Annotated in this window: 18 protein-coding genes and 1 pseudogene; 13 read left to right on the forward strand and 6 right to left on the reverse strand. The window is 73.7% G+C overall.

From position 1 onward, the window contains the following. The 3 genes and pseudogenes from DKT68_RS31095 to DKT68_RS04970 form a co-directional block, all read left to right on the forward strand. Window positions 1-298 (forward strand): annotated as a pseudogene (locus tag DKT68_RS31095) (hypothetical protein); the annotation flags it as partial. A gap of 72 nt (window positions 299-370) precedes the next feature. After that, a complete protein-coding gene (locus tag DKT68_RS04965) occupies window positions 371-1,558 on the forward strand; it encodes a low temperature requirement protein A (RefSeq protein WP_201748901.1) in 1,188 nt (395 codons plus the stop codon). A 119-nt stretch (window positions 1,559-1,677) separates the two neighbouring features. Then, window positions 1,678-3,138, forward strand: coding sequence for a cryptochrome/photolyase family protein (locus DKT68_RS04970; protein WP_109816239.1), 1,461 nt, complete (start codon window positions 1,678-1,680; stop codon window positions 3,136-3,138). 18 nt (window positions 3,139-3,156) lie between these two features. Here the strand turns inward: DKT68_RS04970 and DKT68_RS04975 are convergent, their stop codons facing one another. Both DKT68_RS04975 and DKT68_RS04980 read right to left on the reverse strand, forming a co-directional pair. Next, a complete protein-coding gene (locus DKT68_RS04975) occupies window positions 3,157-4,041 on the reverse strand; it encodes an SDR family NAD(P)-dependent oxidoreductase (protein ID WP_109816240.1) in 885 nt (294 codons plus the stop codon). A gap of 80 nt (window positions 4,042-4,121) precedes the next feature. Then, complete coding sequence (locus DKT68_RS04980; RefSeq protein ID WP_109816241.1) at window positions 4,122-5,645, reverse strand: flavin-containing monooxygenase; 1,524 nt, start codon at window positions 5,643-5,645, stop codon at window positions 4,122-4,124. Between the two features lie 112 nt (window positions 5,646-5,757). Between DKT68_RS04980 and DKT68_RS04985 the strand changes: the two genes are divergently transcribed. Beyond that, window positions 5,758-6,420 carry a TetR/AcrR family transcriptional regulator gene (locus DKT68_RS04985; RefSeq protein WP_109816242.1) on the forward strand — a complete coding sequence of 221 codons (663 nt, stop codon included), beginning with the start codon at window positions 5,758-5,760 and terminating at the stop codon, window positions 6,418-6,420. A gap of 95 nt (window positions 6,421-6,515) precedes the next feature. Here DKT68_RS04985 and DKT68_RS04990 read toward each other — a convergent pair whose 3' ends face one another. Beyond that, window positions 6,516-6,947, reverse strand: a complete 432-nt coding sequence (locus DKT68_RS04990; protein WP_109816243.1) for an SRPBCC family protein — start codon at window positions 6,945-6,947, stop codon at window positions 6,516-6,518. A 72-nt stretch (window positions 6,948-7,019) separates the two neighbouring features. Between DKT68_RS04990 and DKT68_RS04995 the strand changes: the two genes are divergently transcribed. After that, window positions 7,020-7,859, forward strand: a complete 840-nt coding sequence (locus tag DKT68_RS04995) for a sigma-70 family RNA polymerase sigma factor (RefSeq protein ID WP_269089832.1) — start codon at window positions 7,020-7,022, stop codon at window positions 7,857-7,859. Next, on the forward strand, window positions 7,856-9,091 hold the full coding sequence (locus tag DKT68_RS05000; RefSeq protein WP_236646720.1) for a polysaccharide lyase family 7 protein: 1,236 nt from the start codon (window positions 7,856-7,858) through the stop codon (window positions 9,089-9,091). The genes DKT68_RS04995 and DKT68_RS05000 overlap by 4 nt, the downstream gene beginning before the upstream one ends. A gap of 173 nt (window positions 9,092-9,264) precedes the next feature. Here DKT68_RS05000 and DKT68_RS05005 read toward each other — a convergent pair whose 3' ends face one another. Together DKT68_RS05005 and DKT68_RS05010 are read right to left on the reverse strand one after the other, a co-directional pair. Next, window positions 9,265-9,759: a hypothetical protein gene (locus DKT68_RS05005; RefSeq protein ID WP_109816245.1), complete on the reverse strand. Its 495-nt coding sequence runs from the start codon at window positions 9,757-9,759 to the stop codon at window positions 9,265-9,267. Next, a complete protein-coding gene (locus DKT68_RS05010) occupies window positions 9,759-10,238 on the reverse strand; it encodes a hypothetical protein (protein WP_109816246.1) in 480 nt (159 codons plus the stop codon). The genes DKT68_RS05005 and DKT68_RS05010 overlap by 1 nt, the downstream gene beginning before the upstream one ends. A gap of 44 nt (window positions 10,239-10,282) precedes the next feature. On the opposite strand from DKT68_RS05010, the gene DKT68_RS05015 reads away from it, so the two are divergent. The 7 genes from DKT68_RS05015 to DKT68_RS05045 all read left to right on the forward strand — a co-directional run bounded on the left by DKT68_RS05015 (window position 10,283) and on the right by DKT68_RS05045 (window position 19,528). After that, the gene (locus tag DKT68_RS05015; protein WP_109816247.1) at window positions 10,283-11,275 is read left to right on the forward strand and encodes a helix-turn-helix transcriptional regulator; all 993 of its coding nucleotides are present in this window, start codon (window positions 10,283-10,285) and stop codon (window positions 11,273-11,275) included. 103 nt (window positions 11,276-11,378) lie between these two features. Beyond that, window positions 11,379-12,011: an ATP-binding cassette domain-containing protein gene (locus DKT68_RS05020; RefSeq protein ID WP_161556619.1), complete on the forward strand. Its 633-nt coding sequence runs from the start codon at window positions 11,379-11,381 to the stop codon at window positions 12,009-12,011. Then, a complete protein-coding gene (locus DKT68_RS05025) occupies window positions 12,008-13,288 on the forward strand; it encodes a hypothetical protein (RefSeq protein WP_109816249.1) in 1,281 nt (426 codons plus the stop codon). The genes DKT68_RS05020 and DKT68_RS05025 overlap by 4 nt, the downstream gene beginning before the upstream one ends. Next, a complete protein-coding gene (locus DKT68_RS05030) occupies window positions 13,285-15,051 on the forward strand; it encodes an ABC transporter permease (RefSeq protein WP_109816250.1) in 1,767 nt (588 codons plus the stop codon). The genes DKT68_RS05025 and DKT68_RS05030 overlap by 4 nt, the downstream gene beginning before the upstream one ends. Beyond that, complete coding sequence (locus DKT68_RS05035; RefSeq protein WP_146218287.1) at window positions 15,048-17,426, forward strand: tetratricopeptide repeat protein; 2,379 nt, start codon at window positions 15,048-15,050, stop codon at window positions 17,424-17,426. The genes DKT68_RS05030 and DKT68_RS05035 overlap by 4 nt, the downstream gene beginning before the upstream one ends. Before the next feature lie 60 nt (window positions 17,427-17,486). Next, window positions 17,487-18,110, forward strand: coding sequence for an ABC transporter ATP-binding protein (locus DKT68_RS05040; protein ID WP_109816252.1), 624 nt, complete (start codon window positions 17,487-17,489; stop codon window positions 18,108-18,110). Continuing rightward, window positions 18,107-19,528, forward strand: coding sequence for a DUF6297 family protein (locus tag DKT68_RS05045; protein WP_109816253.1), 1,422 nt, complete (start codon window positions 18,107-18,109; stop codon window positions 19,526-19,528). The genes DKT68_RS05040 and DKT68_RS05045 overlap by 4 nt, the downstream gene beginning before the upstream one ends. Before the next feature lie 33 nt (window positions 19,529-19,561). Here the strand turns inward: DKT68_RS05045 and DKT68_RS05050 are convergent, their stop codons facing one another. Further along, a complete protein-coding gene (locus DKT68_RS05050) occupies window positions 19,562-20,593 on the reverse strand; it encodes an extracellular catalytic domain type 2 short-chain-length polyhydroxyalkanoate depolymerase (RefSeq protein ID WP_109816254.1) in 1,032 nt (343 codons plus the stop codon). Window positions 20,594-20,704 lie beyond the last annotated feature (111 nt).

The following is a 20,704-nucleotide window of genomic DNA, read 5'->3' on the forward strand; positions in this document are numbered from 1 at the left end:
AGATTACTACGCGTCTCGTGGGCTCGGAGATGTTTATAAGAGACAGACCCCGGCCGGACGGCGCAACCGGCTGCTCACCGCGCTGCTGCGCCGTCCGGCCGGGGTGGTGCTGCGCACGGCGGCCGCCGTGGCCCGGGACGCCGCCGGCCGGGGCGGGCTGTTCGACGCCGGCCGTGAGCTGGGTTGGGCGCTGCGCGGCCGGCGCCGGTTGCCGGCCGAGGTGGAGGCGGCACTGCGCACCCTGGCCCGGCGTGAGGCAGGCGAGCCGCTCGCGCCGCCGCCGGCCCCGGCCAGCTGATCTCGCCCTGCGGCGATCATTCTCGGGACGGGTGCCGGGCTCGATATCGTGTGGGCGACCCGAGGAGCTGCCTTGACCCACTCCCGTTCCGTGCGGCCGTTCTACCGGCCGATGAGGCCCCGTCGCCGGGACGAGCCGAACCGCTCGGCCACCACGCTGGAACTCTTCTTCGACCTCTGCTTCGTGGTGGCCGTGGCGCAGGCGGCCGGCAACCTGCACCACGACGTCTCCGAGGGCCACCTCGGGCACGCGGTGACCAGTTACGCGATGGTGTTCTTCGCGATCTGGTGGTCGTGGATGAACTTCACGTGGTTCGCCTCGGCGTACGACACCAACGACGACGTCTACCGGATCACCACGCTGGTGCAGATCACCGGAGCGTTGATCCTGGCGGCCGGGGTGCCGCGCGCCTTCACCGACGGCGACTTCGGCATCATCACCTACGGGTACGTGGTGATGCGGCTGGCGGCCGTCGTGCAGTGGAGCCGGGCGGCGGCCGGCGATCCGGCGCACCGTGCGGCGGCACGGCGCTACGCGATCGGCGTGACCGTCGTGCAGCTCGGCTGGTTGCTGCGGCTGGCGCTGCCCGACGAGTGGGGCATCGCGTCGTTCGTGCTGCTGGGGCTGGCGGACCTGCTGGTACCGGCGGTGGCCGAGCGCCCCGGAATGACCCCGTGGCACCCCGGGCACATCACCGAGCGGTACGGGCTCTTCACCCTGATCGTGCTCGGCGAGGCGGTGCTGGCCATCTCGGTGGCGATCCAGACCGGTGTCGACGCGGGCAACCGCGGCCTCTGGTCGCTCGCAGCTGCCGGCGCGGTGATCGTGTTCGCGCTCTGGTGGCTCTACTTCGACCGGCCGGTCGAGGCGCCGGACCGGCTGCCGTACACCCTGATCTGGGGCTACGGCCACTACCTGATCTTCGCCGCGATCGCCGCCGTCGGCGCGGGCCTGGTCGTGGCGGTGGACCACGAGCGCCACATCGGGCACATCTCCGGGGTGGCGACGGGCTACGCGGTGGCCGTCCCGATCGCCGTCTTCCTGCTCACCATCTGGGCGCTGCACGTCCGCCGGCAGCAGCACGGCGTGCTGGTCGGGGCCTTCCCGGTGGTCGCGCTGCTGGCGCTGCTCGCACCGCTCGGCCCGGTTCCGATACACGTGCTCGCGCTGCTGCTGTTCGCCCTGGTGACGCTGACCGTGCTGCTGCGCCGCCGCGACGACCTGCCCGCCCCGGCACACGGCGGCGGCGACAGGACCTGATCCGCCACCGGCCGCCCCGCGCCGATCCGGACTGATCCGGTCCGGGGCCGTCCGGAACCGGACGTCGGCATCCGGCCCGCCAGCGGGCGCGCCGGACCGGAAGTGGGCAGAATTGCGGCATGCTTCGCCGCCGATGGTTGCTGGCCGACCAGCTCGGGCCACACTTCCTCGACGACCCCGACCAGCCGGTGCTGCTGGTGGAGATCCGGGAGCTGTTCCGCCAGCGACCGATGCACCGCCAGAAGGCGCACCTGATCCTCTCCGCGGTGCGACACCGCGCGGCCGAGCTGGGCGACCGGGCGCTGCTGCTGCGCACCGACACGTTCCGCGAGGCGCTGGCGCAGGTCGCCGAGCCGGTGGAGGTGTGCCATCCGCACTCCCGGGCGGCGCTGCGCTTCGCCCGCTCGGTGCCGGCACTGACCGTGCTGCCCCCGCGCGGCTTCGTCACCAGCCAGGCCGACTTCGCCGGCTGGGCGGACCGCGCCCGGCGCGGCCCACTCCGGATGACCGACTTCTACCGGTACGCCCGCCGGCGGCACGGCGTGCTGACCGCGCCGACCGGTGGCGCCGGGCCGGCCCGCCGACCCCGCGACGAGGGCCGCGACACCCTCGCGGCGCCACCACCGCCGCCGCCGATCGTCGAGGACGACATCGACGCGGAGGTCCGCCGCGAGCTGGACCGGTGGGCGGCCGACGGGGTGCGGTTCGTCGGCCGCGACGGCCCCCGGCGGCACCCGGCGACGCACGCCGAGGCCCAGGCTCGGCTGGAGCACTTCCTGACCCACCGGCTCCCCGAGTACGGCCGGTACGCCGACGTGATGAGCGCCGACGACCCGCTGTTCGCGCACTCGGTGCTCTCGTCCTCGTTCAACCTCGGGCTGCTCGACCCGGAGCCGGCCGTCCGCGCCGCCGAGCAGGCGTGGCGGGCCGGCACGGCTCCCCGTACGGCGGTGGAGCCGTTCATCCGGGGGCTGCTCGGCTGGCGGGAGTTCCTCTGGCAGCTCTACTGGTACGTCGAGCCGCGGTTCCGGGGAGCGAGCTGGCTGGCCGCGACCGAGCCGCTGCCGTACTGGTTCGCCGAGCTGGACGCCGACGCGGTGGAGGCCCGCTGCCTTGCCGACGTGCTCACCGCCGTCCGGGACCAGGCGTGGACGCACCACGTGCCCCGGCTGCTGGTGCTCGGCAACTACGCGTTGCAGCGTGGCTGGCGCCCGACCGAGGTGGTCGACTGGTTCCAGCGCTGCTTCGTCGACGGCACCGACTGGGTGATGAACGCGACGGTGCTCGGCATGAGCCAGTACGCCGACCTGGCCCGGGTGGACACCCGCCCGTACGCGGTCGACGGCACCGACATCGACGAGATCAGCGACTACTGCGCCGGCTGTCGCTACGTGCCCGAGCGGGCGCTCGGCGACCTGGCCTGCCCGTACACCGGGGGCTTCGAGAGTTTCCTGCACCGCAACCGGGAGCGGCTGGTGGCCGACCCGCGGCTCGCCGCCGAGCTGGCCCGCCGCGACGAGCCGGAGCACCGCGAGGCGGTGCTGGCCCAGGAGGAGAAGCGGGGCAGCAGCCCGCCCTGACCGAGGGGCCCGGCGGGGTCAGGCCGATTCGCGGGCCACGTCGCCAGGGGGCATCGGGGCCGGCGCCGGGTGGACGACGCCCCGGTTCAGGCCGGTGACCAGCAGGCGGTTGTACGAGGCCGGCAGCACCCGGGCCAGCAGGTCGGGCACCTTCGCCGACCAGCCGATCAGCACCCGGCCCCGGCGCCGCTCGACGCCGCGCAGGATCACCTCGGCGGCCCGCTCCGGCGCGATGGTGAGCAGCTTCTCGAACTGCGCCCGGCCGGCCGCGTACTCCTCCACCGAGACTCCGCTGCCGACCCGGGCGTTCTCGGTGATCCGGGTGCGGATGCCACCCGGGTGCACCGAGGTCACCCCGATGCCGTCGTCGACCAGCTCGTGCCGTAGCGCCTCGGTGAAGCCGCGCACCGCGAACTTGCTCGCCGAGTAGGCGGTCTGCCCGGCCGGCGCGATCAACCCGAACAGGCTGGAGACGTTGACCAGGTGCGCGCCCGGCTCCGCCTTGAGGGTGGGCAGCAGCGCGTGGGTCAGTTGCGCCACGGCCCGGAAGTTGATGTCGATCACCCAGCTGAACTCGTCGAACGTCACCTGGTCGAACCGGCCGCCGAGCCCGACTCCGGCGTTGTTGACCAGCAGCCGGATCCGCGGGTGCCGCTGGGCGATCTCGGCGGCCACCCGGGCGGTGGCGGCCGCGTCGGCGAGGTCCACCAGGTAGGTGTGCAGCCGGCGGTCGGGGTGTTCGGCGCGGATGGCGGCGGTGACGGCGTCCAGCCGCGCGCCGTCGCGGTCCAGCAGGACCAGGTCGCTGCCCCGGCGGGCCAGCGCGTGCGCGAGCGCGGCGCCGATGCCGCTGGCCGCGCCGGTGACCACGGCCGTCGCGCCGGCGAAGTTGAACCTCTGCACGATCGGTGCTCCATTCCTGGCGGGGCCCGGCGACCTGGCCGGGTGGGTCGGGATACGCCCGGACGGTCCGGGCATGACACTCAGCCGACCGGGGCGCCGGTCGGCGGCGCGGCCGGCTCGCCGGGCGCGGCCGACGCGCTGGGCTTGCCGCGAGCGCGGGAGAACCGCACGCCCTCGTCGGTGAGCCGGCCGTGCCGCATCAGCAGCACGTCGCGGGGGTAGTTCTGGTACAGCCGCCACGGCGCCCTCGCGCCCTGCTTGGGCAGCGCGTCGAGACTGCGCAGCACGTAGCCGGACCGCAGGTCGATGAGGGGCACCCGTTCGTCGTCCGGCGGCGGAAGCGGTGTGACGACCTGCTGGCCGGTGCGGTCCAGGTGGCGCAGCAGCCGGCAGACGTACCCGGCGACGAGGTCGGCCTTGAGCGTCCACGAGGCGTTGGTGTAGCCGATGGTCAGTGCGAAGTTCGGCACGCCGGACAGCATCATGCCCTTGTAGGCGACGGTGTTCGCCAGGTCGACCTCGGCGCCGTCCACGATGACCGTCAGGCCGCCGAGGGCGAGCAGGTTGAGCCCGGTGGCGGTGACCACGATGTCGGCGGGCACCTCCGCGCCGGAGGCCAGCCGCACGCCGTGCGCGGTGAACGTGTCGATGGTGTCGGTGACCACCGACGCCCGGCCCTGCTGCACGGCGGTGAACAGGTCGCCGTCGGGCACCACGCAGAGCCGCTGGTCCCAGGGGTCGTAGCGGGGTGAGAAATGCCGGTCGATGTCGTAGCCGACCGGCAGCCGGCCCTTCGCGGCCCGGCGCAGCAGTCGCTTCACCACGCCGGGCGCGCGCCGGCTGAGCTGGAAGTTGAGGGTGGACAGCAGCACGTTCTTCCAGCGCACCACGGGATACGCGGCCTTCGCCGGCAGCCAGCGCCGCAGCGCGTCGGCCAGGAGGTCGCGCGAGGGCAGCGCCATGACGTACGTGGGTGAGCGCTGGAGCATGGTGACGTGGGCGGCCCGCTCGGCCATCGCCGGCACCAGGGTGACGGCGGTGGCGCCGCTGCCGATCACCACCACCCGCCTGCCGGTGTGGTCGAGGTCGTCGGGCCAGCGCTGGGGGTGCACCAACCGCCCGGTGTACGCCTCGACGCCGGGCAGGGGCGGGGTGTAGCCCTCGTCGTAGCGGTAGTAGCCGGCGCAGACGAAGAGGAACGAGCAGCTCAGGGCCGTGGTCTCGACGGTGTCGGTGCGCTGGGCGTGCACCGTCCAGCGGGCGGTGTCGCTGTCCCACTCGGCGCGCACCACCCGGTGGGAGAAGCGGATGTGCCGCTGCACGTCGTACTCCCGGGCGGTCTCGCGGACGTACTCGCGGATGGCCGTGCCGTCGGCGATGGCCTTCGGGTCGGTCCACGGCTTGAAGGAGTAGCCGAGCGTGAACATGTCCGAGTCGGACCGGACGCCCGGGTAGCGGAACAGGTCCCAGGTGCCACCGATGGCGTCGCGTGCCTCCAGCACCGCGTACGTCTTGTCGGGGCAGTCACGGCTCAGGTGGCAGGCTGCGCCGATGCCGGACAGGCCGGCTCCGACGATGAGCACGTCGACGTGGTCGGAGGTCATCGGCGTTCTCCATCCGGGTCGGTGGACGGACGATATCCACCGCTGTCGACAGCAGTCAACACCCTGTCGAGTTCCATAGACAGGGTGTCGAGTTCCGGTAGCATCAGCGGCCATGACGACCGCCCGTACCCCCGCCGGAGCCAGCCCGCGCGGTCGCCGCGCGGCCCGCTCCACCGGCGACGACCGGGAGACGGCGATCCTGGCCACCGCCGAGCGGCTGCTGGAGCAGCGGGCGTTCGGCGACATCTCGATCGACGACCTGGCCCGGGGCGCGGGCATCTCCCGGCCGACGTTCTACTTCTACTTCCCGTCCAAGGACGCGGTGCTGCTGACCCTGCTGGACCGGGTCACCGAGGAGGCCGACGCGGCCGCCGGAGACGTGCTCGACCGGCTGGCCGAGGACCCCCGGGCCCGCTGGCGGGAGCTGATCCACCGGTTCCACGAGACGTTCGGCGCGCACCGCGCGCTGGTGCTCGCCTGCGCGCAGGTGCGGGGCACCAACGCCGAGGTACGACGGCTCTGGGCGGCGGTGCTGGAACGCTGGGTGCAGGCCATCGAGGCGGCCATCGAGGCGGAACGACGGCGCGGCGCGGCCCCGGCCGGGTTGCCCGCCCGGGACCTCGCCATCGCGCTCAACTCGATGAACGAACGCGTCTGGTACGCCACCTTCGCCGGCGACGGCCCAGCGGTCGCCGAGCGGGACGTGGTGGACGTGCTGCTCGACCTCTGGCTGGCCGGCATCTACCGCGACACCACTGTGCCGCCATCGACCTGATCCAAAGCGTGTCCTGCAATCTTGTAGCGGTCTTCGAGGACAGGCGCCGTGCTCGGCCATGTCGAGCCCGGCGAGTCGGCTGAGAAGGGCGGTGACTACACGGAACCGTCACCTTCGAGGAGTTTCCTCAGATTCTGGTAGCTGACGGGAGCGACTTTCTGCGCCTGCCGGCGTACCAGCGGCACGATGGGCACGCCGAAGCCGTGGCCTTCGAAGTCGAGGGTGAACGTGACCCGCGATCCACCGCCGCCCATGATCGGTTCGACGGTGATCGTGGCGGCTGGGCGGATCGGACCATCGATGCCGCGAGCGGCCCAGTCACTCGGCGGGTCGTTTCGGGTGATGCGCTGGGTGATCGTGCGCTCGGTGCCGCCGATTCGCCGGGTCGTGGCGAATCGTGAAGCGTCCAGCATGCGTACGCTCACCACGTCACGCTGCCATTCGGCGAAGTGCCGCGGGTCGGCAGCGAAGGCGAAGACTTCGTGCGGCGGCCGGGCGATCTCGATTGTGGAAACCAACGGTGCCATCGCTGCTCCTTGTTACCTCTGCTCCATCTGACTCGTCGGTGCTATGACGGAGAGCGAGCCGGGAAGGTAACCGTGGACGATTTCGAAGCGCACCGAGGCCACCTCCGTGCCGTGGCCTACCGGATGCTCGGTTCAGCGAGCGAGGCCGACGACGCGGTCCAGGAGGCGTGGCTGCGCTTGGCTCGGGTGGACCATGACACCCTCAGGAACACCCGGGCCTGGCTCACCACGGTCGTGGCGAGGGTGTGTCTGGACATGCTGCGCTCACGCGCAGCACGCCGAGAGGTGGCACTCGACGCGCCGCTGCTCTCCGGCAGCCCCGACCCGGAGCAGCAGGCGCTGATGGCCGACTCGGTCGGGCTCGCCCTGCTGGTCGTACTGGACACGCTGACCCCGGCGGAGCGGCTGGCGTTCGTGTTGCACGACATGTTCGCCGTTCCCTTCGCCGAGATCGGGTCCATCCTTGGACGCTCGACTCCGGCGGCAAAGATGCTGGCCAGCCGTGCCCGGCGTCGCCTACGCCATGCCCAGGCTCCCGAACCCGATGTGATACGGCAACGCAAGGTGGTTGAGGCGTTTCTGGCAGCGTCACGAAAGGGTGACTTCGCCGCGCTGCTGGACCTGCTCGCCCCCGACGTGACCGCCCGCGCCGACGCCCCCGCGACACCTGCGGGGGTTCCCGTGCGGCTGAGTGGTGCCGACGCTGTCGCGCAGCAGGCGTTGGCGTTCGCGCACCGGGCCCGGCATGCCCACGTCGGGCTGCTCAACGGCGAGATGGCAATCCTCGTGACACACCAAGGGCGGCTTGCCATCGCCCTGACCTTCACGATCCGCGACGAACACATCGCCACGATCGACATCGTCGCCGACCCGCAACGCCTGGGCACGAATCATGGCGCGGTCACACATTGATTGGCGTCAAGTCGAATCATATGGTCCTCCGCATTGGAGCAAGTATTCGTAGCGAACCCGCGATCAAGGACGCCTCCATGCGACGTACTGTCATCTTCGCTCTGCCCATGGCCCTACTCGGTGTCATCCTCATTGGCGCGCCCGCTGCCCATGCCGCCAGCGTGCTTCCCGTCGCGGCCGTCGCCGCCAGTGGTCATGACGGCAACGTGCCGGCGAACACTCTCGACGGCGATCTCTCGACCCGCTGGTCCGCCGAAGGCGACGGTTCGTGGATCCGCTTCGACCTCGGCTCCAGCGCACAGGTCGGCTCGGTCGGCGTCGCCTGGCACCAGGGCGACACCCGCCGGAGCACCTTCCAGGTGCAGATTTCGACGGACGCCAGCTCCTGGACCACCATCGTCGCCCAGCGGGAGAGCAGCGGCACGAGCCTGCAGCTTGAGACGTACGACTTCAGCGACCGCGCCACCCGTTACGTGCGAATCGTCGGATACGGCAACACGAGCAACGAGTGGAACAGCATCACCGAGGCACGCATCTACGGCCCGGATGGCGGTGGTGGCGGCAGCTGCGCCGTGCCCGCCGATGTGCTCGACCTGACCAATTGGAAGATCACCTTGCCGACCGGCCCCTCGGAGAATCCCACTGAGGTGAAACAGCCCGCGCTGGACGGCTACCAGGTGTCCCCGTGGTTCGTCACCGCTGACTCTTGTCGCGCCGTCCAGTTCCGAGCCGCCGTCAACGGCGTCACCACCAGCGGATCCGGCTATCCACGCTCGGAACTGCGCGAGATGACCAACAACGGCACCAGCAACGCCAGCTGGTCGTCCACCTCCGGCACACACACGCTGGTGGTCGACGGCGCCTTCACCGCGCTGCCGGCCAACAAGCCGCACGCGGTGATCGCGCAGATCCACGACGGCGATGACGACGTGACCGTTTTCCGCCTCGAAGGATCGAGCCTGTACATCACCAATGGTGACACCACCCACCACAAGCTGGTTACCAGCAACTACCAGCTCGGCACACGATTCCAGGCCAAGTTCGTCGCCAGCGGAGGTCAGGTCCGGGCCTACTACAACAACACCCTGCAGACCACCATCGGCAAGAGTTTCTCCGGCGCCTACTTCAAGGCCGGCGCCTACACCCAGGCCAACTGCACCAACTCGTCGCCCTGCAGCAGCACCAACTACAGCCAGACGCTGCTCTACAACGTCACCGTCACGCATTCCTGACATTCACTCCACCCCGCACGCGCCGGATCACCGCGCGCCTGGCCCCCCGATCAGCCGACGGCCAACCGAGGCCGCTGACCGCGCGGAGCCGGCAATTGTGGAAGCCCTCACAACAGGGCCGGCCCGACCTCTCAAAGAGGTCGGGCCGGCGCGCTGGCCCCAGCGGCACGTCGTCAACGGTCCACCGCTACAGGACCGACGAGCCCGCCCTGGTCGGCCACCCGCGTGGACGTCATGATCCAGTTCGTCTCCCAGGTGCGTTCACCGTCGACGGAGAACGCCTGCTCCCAGCGCGCGGTGGTCGCGGTGATCTCCGACCAGATGAACCGGCACCGCACCGGGCGCCCCTCGTGCTGGTCGTCGGCGTAGAAGCGGCCGACGCCATCGACGAAGCGGCCCACCATCGGCGGCTGCTCCAACTCGCCGCGGCCGCTGTTCATCCAGTAGATCGACCACTCCTCCCGGGCAGGATCGAAGATCCTGATCGTGGCACCGGAGAAGCCCTTGGTAGGGAAGGTGACCTCGTCGAAGTTGCCGCCGCCGCCGAAGAAGCCGTGGGCGACCGACACCCCCGGAAACTCCTCCCAGTCGTCGGAGCCGACCAGCCGCTCGCGCAGCCGCCGGTTGACCACGTTCCAGGTGCCCACAAAGAAGTCGAAGTCGCCCATCAGCGGCCCACCGGCCCTTCCGCTCGTGTGTCGTGCAGGTAACCGGTCAGGTCGGGACGCTCCGGCGCCAGCACGTGCCGGACCCAGGCGGCGCGCTCGTGTTCCAGCACCGCCAACTCCCAGACGCAGCCCACAGCGGGCCGGCGCAGTTCGACGAAGTGTGCCGGGTCGTCGTCCGGGCAGTCCAGCGCGGGTTGCCCGGCCGCCGCGACGCGGACCTCCAGCGCGTTGTCCCACACCCAGGTGTACGCCAGCAGGTACGCGCCGGTGTCGGCTCCCCGGTGCAGCACCACCCACCCCGCGGCCGGGGTGCCGTCGTCGGCGACGCCGGCCAGCAGGGTGGGCAGCAGGTCGTACGCGGCCTTCTCCACCTCCGGCTCGATCGGCCGTTCCGGCTGGTCGATGTGGTAGCGCTTGAGCTGCCGACCGTCCACCACGACCGGTCCCGGCGTCCGTAGATCCTTGTTCCGAAAAGCCATGCCGGGACGGTAGATCGGCTTCCCTGACAGCTAGTGTCAGTGAAGTGCGGGCCAGTCGGCTTCTCTCCCTCCTGCTGCTGCTCCAGTCGCACGGGCGGCTCACCGCCGCCCAGCTCGCCGAGCGGTTGGCCGTCTCACCGCGCACGATCTACCGGGACGTGGAGTCGCTGCACGCCGCGGGCATCCCGCTGTACGGGGAGGCCGGGCACGCCGGCGGGTACCAACTGGTCGACGGCTGGCGGACCCGGCTGACCGGGCTGACCGCCGAGGAGGCCGACCGGCTGTTCCTGGCCGGGCTTCCCGGGCCGGCCGACGAGCTGGGCTACGGCGACGTGGTGGCCGCGCTGCAACTCAAACTGCACGCCGCGCTCCCCGCCCCACTGCGCGACCGCGCCACCCAGCTCCAGCAACGCTTCCACCTGGACACGCCCGGCTGGTACGCCGACGGCGACGCCTCCCCCGAGCTGGCCCGCACGGCCGAGGCGGTCTGGCGGCAGCACCGCATCGAGGTGCGCTACCGCAGCTGGCGCGGTGAGGTGACCCGGGTGCTGGAGCCGTACGGGCTGGTGCTCAAGGGCGGCCGGTGGTACGTGGTGGCCGACCGGCCCGGCCGGGGCGCGCCGGCGACCTACCGGGTCAACCAGATCCTCGCGCTGACCCCGCTGGCCGAGGGGTTCGACCGGCCGGCCGACTTCGACCTGCCGGCCTGGTGGCGTGCGCACGTGGTGCAGTTCCGGGCCCAGCTGCACCGCGACGAGGCCACCGTGCGGCTCTCACCGGCCGGCCGGGAACGGCTGCGCGAGATCGGCAGCGATCCGGTGGTGGCCGCGGTCGACGCCAGCGCCGGGCCACCGGACGCGCGAGGCTGGGTGACCGCGACGCTGCCCATCGAGTCACTCACCCACGCCCACGGAGACCTGCTGCGCCTCGGCGCCGACGTGGAGGTGCTGACCCCGGTCGCGCTGCGCGAGCGGCTCGCCGCCACGGCGACCGCACTGGCCGCCCTCTACGCCCCCGCCGAGCATCCGGCCCGGTAGCCGCACCCGCCACCGGCCGGTCTTTTCCACAATGGAATATCCACGGGGCATCGACTGTCGGCACGGTGTGCCACCCTGGGACGGTCACCAGCGGTCACCGGAGGTGAGGGTCACGCTACGGCTACGCGCACTGGTCGCCGTCCCCGGCACCGGGCCGGTGACCCTCGACGTCCCGCCCGGCACGATCGCCGCACTGGTGGCGCCGCCCCGGGTCGGCACGGCCGTCGCCCGGGTGCTGGCCGGGCTCGCCGCCCCCGTCACCGGTCGGGTCATGGTCGGTGACCGGGACGTGACCGCCCTGCCGCCGCCGCGCCGGCAGATCGGCTACGTGCCCGCCGGCGGCGCGCTGCTGCCGCAGCTCACCGTCCGCCGCAACATCGAGTACGGGCAACGCAGGCGCGAACGGGTGCGCGAGGTGGCCGACGACTGGACGGCCACCGTGGTGGACCGGCTGGAGCTTGCCCCGACGCTGGCCCTGCTGCCGCACCTGCTCTCCGACGCCCAGCGGTTCCGGGTGGCGCTGGCGCGGGCCGCGGTCTGCCTGCCCGAGGTCCTCGTCGTCGACCTGCCCACCGATCCGGCCGGCGGCAGCCGCCTCACCGATCTCGTGCCGCGACTGTCCCCACCGGACGCGCCCGGGGTGGCCGTGCTGGTGTGCACCGCCGACCCGGCCACCCTGTCCGAGATCCCACGCCGACACGAGCTGGTCACCGAGCCGGAGGGGACGCTCCGATGATCCCGATCGGCCGCGCGACCCGGCGTACCCTGCTGCGCGCCGCCGCGGCAGGCGCCGCGGCGACCGCGGCGGGCTGCGCCGGCGGCACCCGGTCCGTGCAGGTGGCGGTGGTCTGGAGCGCGACCGAACTGGACCGGTTCCGGGAGGTCGTCGCCGGCTACCCCGCCCCCGTGCACGTGGTCAGCGCCGGCAACGACATCGACGCGTTCCTGCGCGCCCGGCACCTCGCCGGCACCAGCCCGGACGTGGCGATCCTGCCGCGCCCCGGCCTGGTCACCGAGTACGCGCTACGAGGCTGGCTGAGCCCGGTACGCGCGTCGACCGAGTACGCGGTGCCCGCCGGGCTGAGCGACCTGTTGATGACCCGTGGGCGGCGCTACGGCGTCTGGGTGAAGGCGGCGCACAAGTCGCTGATCTGGCACCTGCCGTCGATGGTGCCCCAGCCGCCGGGCAGCTGGGACGAGCTGGTCTCGCTGACCCGCCGCCTCGGCGCGCTCGCCCGGCGCGGGTCCGGCCCGGCGCCGCTGGCGATCGGCGCGGCGGACGGGTGGGTGCTCACCGACTGGTTCGAGAACGTGCTGGCCGACCTGGCGCCCGACGCGTACGACGCCCTCGCCGGGCCGGACGCCGACTGGCAGGGCCGGCCGGTGCGCGACACGCTGGACCGGCTCGCCGAGCTCTGGAGCATCGACGGCGCCTTCCCCGGCGGCGGCCGCCGCGCCCTGCTCACCCAGTACGAGGAGTCGGTGATCCAGGTGGTGCGCTCACGGCGGGCGGTGATGGTCTTCGAGGCCGACTTCACCGCCGAGGTGGCCCGCAGGTTCCTCCCCGGCCCGGAGGAGGCGAGCACGTTCCGGTTTCCGAGCGCCCGGCCGGACGCCGCCGGCCCGCTGATCGTCGGCGGAGACGTGGCCGTCGCGCTCGCCGGGGCCCGGGGCGGGGTGGAGCTGGTCGAGTGGCTCACCACCGCCGGCTCGTTCCAGCCCTGGTTGCGCGCGGGCGGCTACCTGTCGCCGAACACCACCATCGCCCTGGACAGCTACGCGGATCGCCTCCGTCACGGGCTCGCCGCCGAGATGCGCGCTCCCGGCACCCTGCGCTTCGACCTCTCCGACCAGTTGCCCGGGCCGTTCACCGGCTCCGACGGCGTGGGCATCTGGCGGATCATGCAGGCCTTCTTCGCCGACGTCACCGACGGCGTGTCCGCCGCCGAGGCGGTCCGCCGGGCCACCGGGCAGCTCGCCGCGGAGGCTCGCAGCGCGGGCGGCGGCCGATGAGCCGCGTCCCGGTCCTGGGCGAGCTGGCGGTCCTCGACGACGTGGGGCCGCCCCGGCGCGGCCGCGCCTACCCGGCGGCCGGGGCGACGTCCGCGCTGCTGCTGCCGGCGATCGTGCTGCTCGGCGGGCTCGTGCTGTGGCCGGTGCTGCGGACCGTGCACGCGAGCGTCACCACCGACGGGCACTGGGTCGGCGCGGAGCACTTCCGCACCGCGCTCGCCGCGCCCGACACCGGCGCGGTGGTCGGCCGCACGGTCCTCTGGGCAGTGCTGGTGCCGGCGGTGGTGACGGCGCTGGGTTACCTGCTCGCCGCCGTGTCGCGCCGCTCCCAGGAGGGTGGGCTGGTCCGCCTCATCCTGCTGGTTCCGGTGGCGTTGCCGCTGGTCGTCACCGGGGTGACCTTCCGGCTGATGTACGACCCCGACCCCGGCCGGGGGCTGTTCACGCTGGTCGCGGCACGGCTGACCGGCCGATCCGCCGAGGACGCCCCGCAGATGCTCGGGCCGGGCCTGGTCACGGTGGCGTTGATGTCCGCGTTCGTCTGGGCCTGGGTGGGCCTGGCCGTGCTGGTCTTCCGGGCCGCCCTGGACGCGGTGCCACCGAGCCTGGGCGACGCGGTCCGCGCCTACGGCGGCGGCCGCCGGCACGTGCTGTGGGACGCGCAGTGGCGCCCGCTGCTGCTGCGTACCGTCGCGGTGGTCTTCGCTCTGGTCGCGGTGGGCACCAGCCGCACCTTCGACCTGATCCTGGTGATGACCCCCGGCTCGGTCCGCGACGAGGCCGCCGTGCTCGCGCTGCGGGTCTGGCAGACCTCGGGCGGCACCACCACCGGCGAGGGCGCCGCACTCGGTGTGGTGTGGCTGGCGGCGGTCGTCGGCGGGATCCTGGTGGCGGCGCTGTTCGTCCGGCAGGCGTGGCCGCCACCGCGGGCCGAGGCGCCGCCGGGCCCGGAGCGGGCCGCACCGCCCTGGCGGGTGTTCCGGCTGCTCGCGGCGGGCGCCGCCGTGGCCTGGCTGGTGCCGCTGGTGGTGCTGGTCGCCACCTCGCTGCACGGGCAGGTGGACGCCGCCGCGCGCGGCTGGTGGTCGACGCGACCGGGGGCTGGCTCCTACCGCGACCTGGTCACCGGCACGGAGCTGTGGCGAACGCTGGGTTTCACACTGCTGCTGGCCACCGTGGTGACCGCGACGGTGCTGCTGGTCGCGCTGCTGGCGGCGTACCCGCTGGCCTGGTTGACCGGGCCGGCAGCGCAGGCCACCGGGTTGCTGCTGCTGGCGGCCAGCGTCGTGCCGGTCCAGGTCATCGCCGGGCCGGTCAACGAGGTGCTGGGCCTGGTGCTCTCGTCCGGCACGGCCCGGGGCCTGGCCCTGGTGCACGTGGCGCTGGGCGTGCCGTTCGCGGTGCTGGTGCTGCGCAACGCGTTCGCCGACCTGCCCGCCGAGCAGGTCCGCGGCGCCCGCCTGGGCGGGCGGCGCTGGTGGGACACGCTGCGCCGGCTGGCCCGGCACAACCTGCCCGCGGTGGTCGCGGTGTCCGTGCTGGAGTTCGTCCAGGTCTGGAACGACCTGGTGGTGGGCCTGCTGTTCAGCGGGCCGGAGGCGACACCGCTGGGGCTGTTCGTGGCCGGGCAGACCCGCAGCTTCGTGAGCAACAGCGGGGCGCTGGCCGCCAGCTCGGTGCTCGCCTCGGTGCTGCCGGTGCTGCTGGTGGTGCTCGCCCGGCGGCAGCTCGTCGCCGGGCTGGTCTCCGGGGGCGTCCGGTGACGGGGCCCACCGGCCCCGGGCGAGGGCCGCGCTGGCCGGTGCTGATCGCGGTCGGCACGCTGGTCAGCGGGGTGCTGGGCAACCTGGTCAGCAGCATGCTCTCGGAGCTGGCGGCCAGCGTGCTCGGGCCGGCCAGCATCGCGCTGGTGGTCAGCGGCGCGGTCGGGTTCGTGGTGTTCGAGATGCGCCGGCGCCGTGTCGGTCGGGAGGTGAGCCCGGAGCCCACCGAGGTCGTCGCCGCACCGGCCACCGGCGCGCCGACGCTGCCGTACCCGGCCGGCTTCACCGGCCGCGACGAGCACGTCGAGGCGGTGCTCGGTCTGCTCACCCGGGAGCACGCGGTGGCCGTGCTGGGCCGGCGTGCCGTGGGCACCTCCGCCTGCGCGGTGCAGGCGGCGAACCTGTGCCGCGACGACTTCCCCGACGGGCAGTACTACCTCGACCTGCGCCGTGGCGGTCGACCCCGGTCCGCGCGGCAGGTCCTCACCGCGCTGGCGGGTGTCCTGGGCACCGCGCCGCCGGTCTCCGCCCGGCCCGACGCCCTCGCCGCCGCCGCGGACGCGCTGCGCGGCCAGCTCGACGGTCGCAAGATCCTGCTGGTGCTCGACAACGTCGACCGGCCCGAGCAGGTCCGGCCGCTGCTGCCGCCCACCGCGCGGACCTGCCGGCTGCTGCTCGCCGGCGGCCCGGCCCTGAACGGGCTGAACGGCGTGGTCGCGCACTGGATCGCCGAGCCCGGTCCGGCCGAGGCGATCGAGCTGTTCGCCGCCGCCGGCGGAGCCGCGCCGGCCGCCCGGATCCGCCGCGCCGACCCGCGCACCGACCCGGCCGTCGGCGAGATCGTCGAGCTGTGCGGGCGGCAGCCACGCACCGTCCGGGCGCTGGGCTACCGCACCGCCCAGCACGGTTGGCGGCACACCGACGTGCTGGACGCGCTGCGCCGCGCGGTGCGGACACCGCCGCACCAGCGGGTCAACGTCTCTCCGGCGGCACGGCTGGTCACCGAGCGGGACATCGCGTACCGGGCGTTGACCCGCCCGGCCCGGCGGCTGTACCGGCTGATGTCGTTGGCCCCGGCACCGGTGGACCGGCCCGCCATCGCCGCGCTGGCCGGCCGGCACCCGGAGCGGGTGACCGCGCTGCTCGACGAGTTGGCCGCCGCGGCGTTCGTGGTGGGGGCGCCCGGCGACCGGTACGAGATCCGCCCGCTGCTCGCCGCCAACGCCCGCCTGCACCTGCGAGACGCCGATCCGGCCCGGGCCCGGGTCGCCGCGCAGGCCCGGCTGACCCGGCACCTGGCCCGCCGCGCCGAACGGCACGCGGCCAACCTGGCCGTGCTCGGCGCCCCACCGGACCGGGAATGGTCGCTGCCGCTGGACGACGACCCGTACGGCTGGTTCGACCTCCAGCAGGAGCTGCTGCTGGCGGTCGTCCGGGTGCCGGCAGGCGCGGCCGAGACGCTGCCGCGCCGGGTGCGCCGGTGGTGGTTCCGGCTGGCCGTGGCGCTGTGCGGGTGGCTCGCGCACGTCGAGCGGCTCGACGAGTGGGAGCAGGTGTGCCGCACCGTGCTGGCGACCCCGACCGCCGACGACCGCCCGGAGATCGCCGGGTGGGCGCACAACGAGCTGGGGGTGCTGCGCCGACGCCGGCACGACCCGCAGGGCGCCGCCGCCGCGCTCACCCTCGCGGTCGCCGAGCGGGGTCGACGGGGCACCGCCCAGGCCCGGATGAACCTCGGCCTGGCCCTGCTCGACCTGGGGCAGCTCGACGACGCGGTGGAGCACCTGGAGCTGTCCCGCCGGCACCGCTCGGGGGCGGACCGGGCCGGGCAGGCGCTCACCGACCTGGGCCTCGGCGCGGCACAGCTCGCGCGGGGCGAGCTGGCCACCGCGCACCACCACCTGGTGCGCGCGGCGAACACGTTCCGCTCGGTGGGCGACGGCCGCGGCTACGCGGCGGCGTTGACCAACCTGGTGCTGGTGCACGCCGGCCTCGGTGAGCACCTGGACGCCGCGCAGGCATGGCGGGCCGCGCTGCGCGAGTACGAGTCGGTCAGCGACCCGACGAGCCAGGCGGCGGCGCTGCTCAACGCCGGGGCGACCCTGCTGACCGCCACCCCGGGGCAGGCGCGGGCGGCGTACGAGCTGCTGGCCGAGGGCCGGCGGCTGCGCGCGGAGAGCCGGCCCAGCGCGGGGCTGGCGCGCACCCTGCTGTACCTGGGTGACGCCGCGGCGGCGCTGGGCGACCGGGCGGAGGCGCGACGGCACTGGGCGGACGCGGCGACGGTGGCCGAGGAGGTCGGTGACGCCGACGGGCAGGCCGCCGCCGACGGCCGGCTGGAGGGCGCCATCGACCCGCCGGCAGCCGTCACCTGATCCGCGCCCGCGTGACCTCGGTCGCTCATGCTGGCCGGTTGCGGGGGTCTGGGAGAGTGTGTGACCGTGGATGCGCTCTCGGTGCGGGGACTTGGCCGCAACTTCGGCAACCTGGTCGTGCTCGACGACGTGAGCTTCACGCTCCAGGCGGGCCGGATCGCGGTGGTGCTGGGCCCCAACGGCAGCGGCAAGACCACCCTGCTGCGCTGCGTCGTCGGCGCCGACCGGCCGGACTCGGGCGAGGTGCTGGTGCAGGGTCGCCGGGCCGACGAGACCGATCCCCGGGTGCGGGCGCTGGTGGCGGCCGCGCTGGACGACATCGACTTCTTCCCCGACCTGTCCGTGGTCGAGCACCTGGAGCTGGTCGCGTACGCGCACGGGGGCAACGCCGAGCCGGTCGAGGAGGTCCTCGCCGAGCTGGGCCTGGAACCGGCCCGCGACCAGCTGCCGGTGACCCTGTCCAGCGGGCAGCGCCGCCGGCTGGCGTTGGCGTCCTGCTTCGTCCGGCCGCGCAAGGTGCTGATCCTGGACGAGCCGGAGCAGCGGCTGGACGTACGCGGCCGGCAGTGGCTGGCCGACCGGCTGCGGCGGGAGCGGGAGGCGGGCACCGCCGTGCTGCTGGCCTCGCACGACCCGGAGCTGATCGACGCGGTGGTCGACGAGCGGATCGAGATCGGCCGGTGACGGCGCCGCCGGCCACGGTCGCCGACGCGCCGGCCCGGGTGCCCACCGCCCGGCAGGTGCGTACGCGCCTGCGCCTGGCCCGCCGCCGGCACCACGACCACTCCCTCGGCGACGTGCTCGGTGACGCGTACGTCATGGTCCTCTTCGTGGGCATGTACGGCTGGTTCGCGATCAGCGCCAGCCGCGACATGCTGGATTCGCCCACCGTGGGGCGGGCCGATCCGGGGGTGCGGTGGTGGCTGGCGGTCGCCGCTCTGCTGGCCGCCGCCGGGCTCGCCTGGCGCGGCCTGCGCGCGCTCGGCCCGCTGCTGGTCACCCCGGCGACGCAGAGCTGGGTGACCAGCGCCCCGGTCGACCGGCGGGCCTGGTTGGCGCCACGCCTCGCCCTCCTGCTGACGGGCGCGACGGCCGGCACCGCGCTGGTCGGTGTGGGCGTGGCGGCGCTGAGCGGCGTCACCGACCTGGCCGCCCTGGGCTGGGCGGCGGCGGCGGGCGCGGGCTGGGGTGCGACCGCGCTGGCGTCCAGCGTCGTCGCCCAGGGCAGCCGGCCGGGCCGGCGGTGGCCGACCCTGGCCGGGGTGGCGCCGATGCTGACGGCCGCGGTCATCACGGGCCTGGTGGTGCTCGTCGACAGCCTCGGCGACGGGCTGCCCCGGCCGGCGGCGTCGCCGGCCGCCGCGCTGGTCGCCGTCGGGGTGCCCCTCGCGATCGCCGCCACCGTTCTGGCGGTACGCGCGCTGCCCCGGGTGGACCGGGCCACGCTGACCACCGGCGCGCAGTTCGCCAACGCCGCCGCCACGGCCACGATCCTGCTCGACCCGAGTCTGCTCGCCGGCCTGGTGGAGAGCCGCCGCTGGCGCCAGATCGGCCGGGTGCGCAGCCGCCGGTTCCTGGCCGGCCCCGGCTGGTGGGCGTTCCTCCAGGCCGACGTGCGCCGGCTCCGCCGCCACCCCAGCGCCCTGCTGATCTGGACCGCGCTGATCCTCGTCCAGTACGCCGCCGCGCTCGCCCTGCCCGGGCTGGCCGGCGCCGCGCAGGTGGTGTTCGCCTACCTCGCCACCGACCGGCTGACCGGCGGCCTGCGGTCGGTCAGCCGGTCGCCCGGGTTGCGTCGCGCGCTCGGCGGCAGTGACGCGGCGCTGCGCGGGATCCACGTGGTCGTGCCGGCGTTCGGCGCCGGGCTGTGGTGGCTCCTGACCATGCCGACGGTCGACGGTGGGCCGCCCTGGCTCGGGCCGGCGCTGGCGCTCGGGGTGGTGGCCGCCGCCTGGCGGTCCGGCACCCGACCGCCGATCGACTACGGCGGGGCGACGGTTAACACACCCTTCGGGATGATCCCGGTCGACCTGCTGCGCCAGGGCGGGCGCGGGCCGGCGCTGCTCGCCGTCCTGGTCCTGGTCCGCCTGTTCCTGGGCTGACCCGGGCGGGTCCGCCCGGGTCAGCCCCTGCGCTCAGCCGTCCAGCCGGCGGACCATGTTCATGATCGTCTCCACCTGGGCGCCGCCCTTGATCGGGTAGTTGGTCGCGCCGAGGTAGCCCCACCAGTCCCAGCAGCCGTTCGGATTGGTGCCGGCGGTGCTCGCCTGCGGATAGAGGACGATCAGGTTGTTGGTGTCGGCGTACTGGTTCAGGTTGGCCCGGTCGACGAAGGCCGTGCCCACCGCGCCGTACCCCTGCAGGCAGCCGTGCAGGGCCACCAGCAGCCGGCACGACTGGCCGGCCGCGCAGGACGACGGGACGTAGGCGAAGCCGTTGGCGTCCATGCTCAGCCCGTTGGCCCACCCGTTGACCGCGAACGTGTTCTGGCTGAACCGGATGAGCGTCCCGCCGAGCGCGCCGGTGTTCGGCGCGTTCACCCCGCCGAGCAGCTTGCGCAGCAGGGCGTTCTGCGGGTCGGCGCCGCAGTCGTTGAGGTACGGCGACGCCGTCGCCGAGCACCCCCGGGTGCCGTACGGGGTGACCCAGCCGTGGCCGGCCGCGGAGCCGCTGTCGTACTGCACGCTGGCCCCGAAGTGCTGGTAGTAGCGAACCAGGTCGTCGGTGACGGACTTCTTCACGGTGGTGTCGTTGCCGCCGTGGAAGACGTACACCGGGTCGCCGGACAGGTTGCCGACCGGGTCGACCCAGCCGTACGAGGCCCACGTCCGGGTGTAGGTCTGGAGGGCGGCCACGTTGGTCGGGTAGATGTTGTCGCCGCAGCCGTAGAGCGCCTGGGCGACGGTGTTCTGGGCGCAGTAGTAGGGCCCGGCCGCGAAGACGGCCGCGCCGCGGATCCGGGACGAGTAGGCGACGTGCAGTTGGGTGGCCAGGTAGCCACCGGAGGAGACGCCCGCGACGTAGACGCCGGAGACGTTGTAGGCGGCCAGTGACCCGGAGACCGGGGGCTTGGTGGACGGAGTGGCGGCCCGGGCGGGCGCGGCGCCGGTCAGGAGCAGCAGGAGGACGGCGGCGAGGGCGGTGGCGGCTTTCAGCGGTGTCGTCATTGACGCTCTCCTTGGAGCGCCGGCGGGGGCGTCGGCGTGCGCCGACGCTATCGTGACGCAGACCACACACGGTATGAGCGCGACCGACACGTCCGACGACACCGGCATGTC

Source organism: Micromonospora acroterricola, assembly GCF_003172955.1.
Taxonomy (GTDB): domain Bacteria; phylum Actinomycetota; class Actinomycetes; order Mycobacteriales; family Micromonosporaceae; genus Micromonospora; species Micromonospora acroterricola.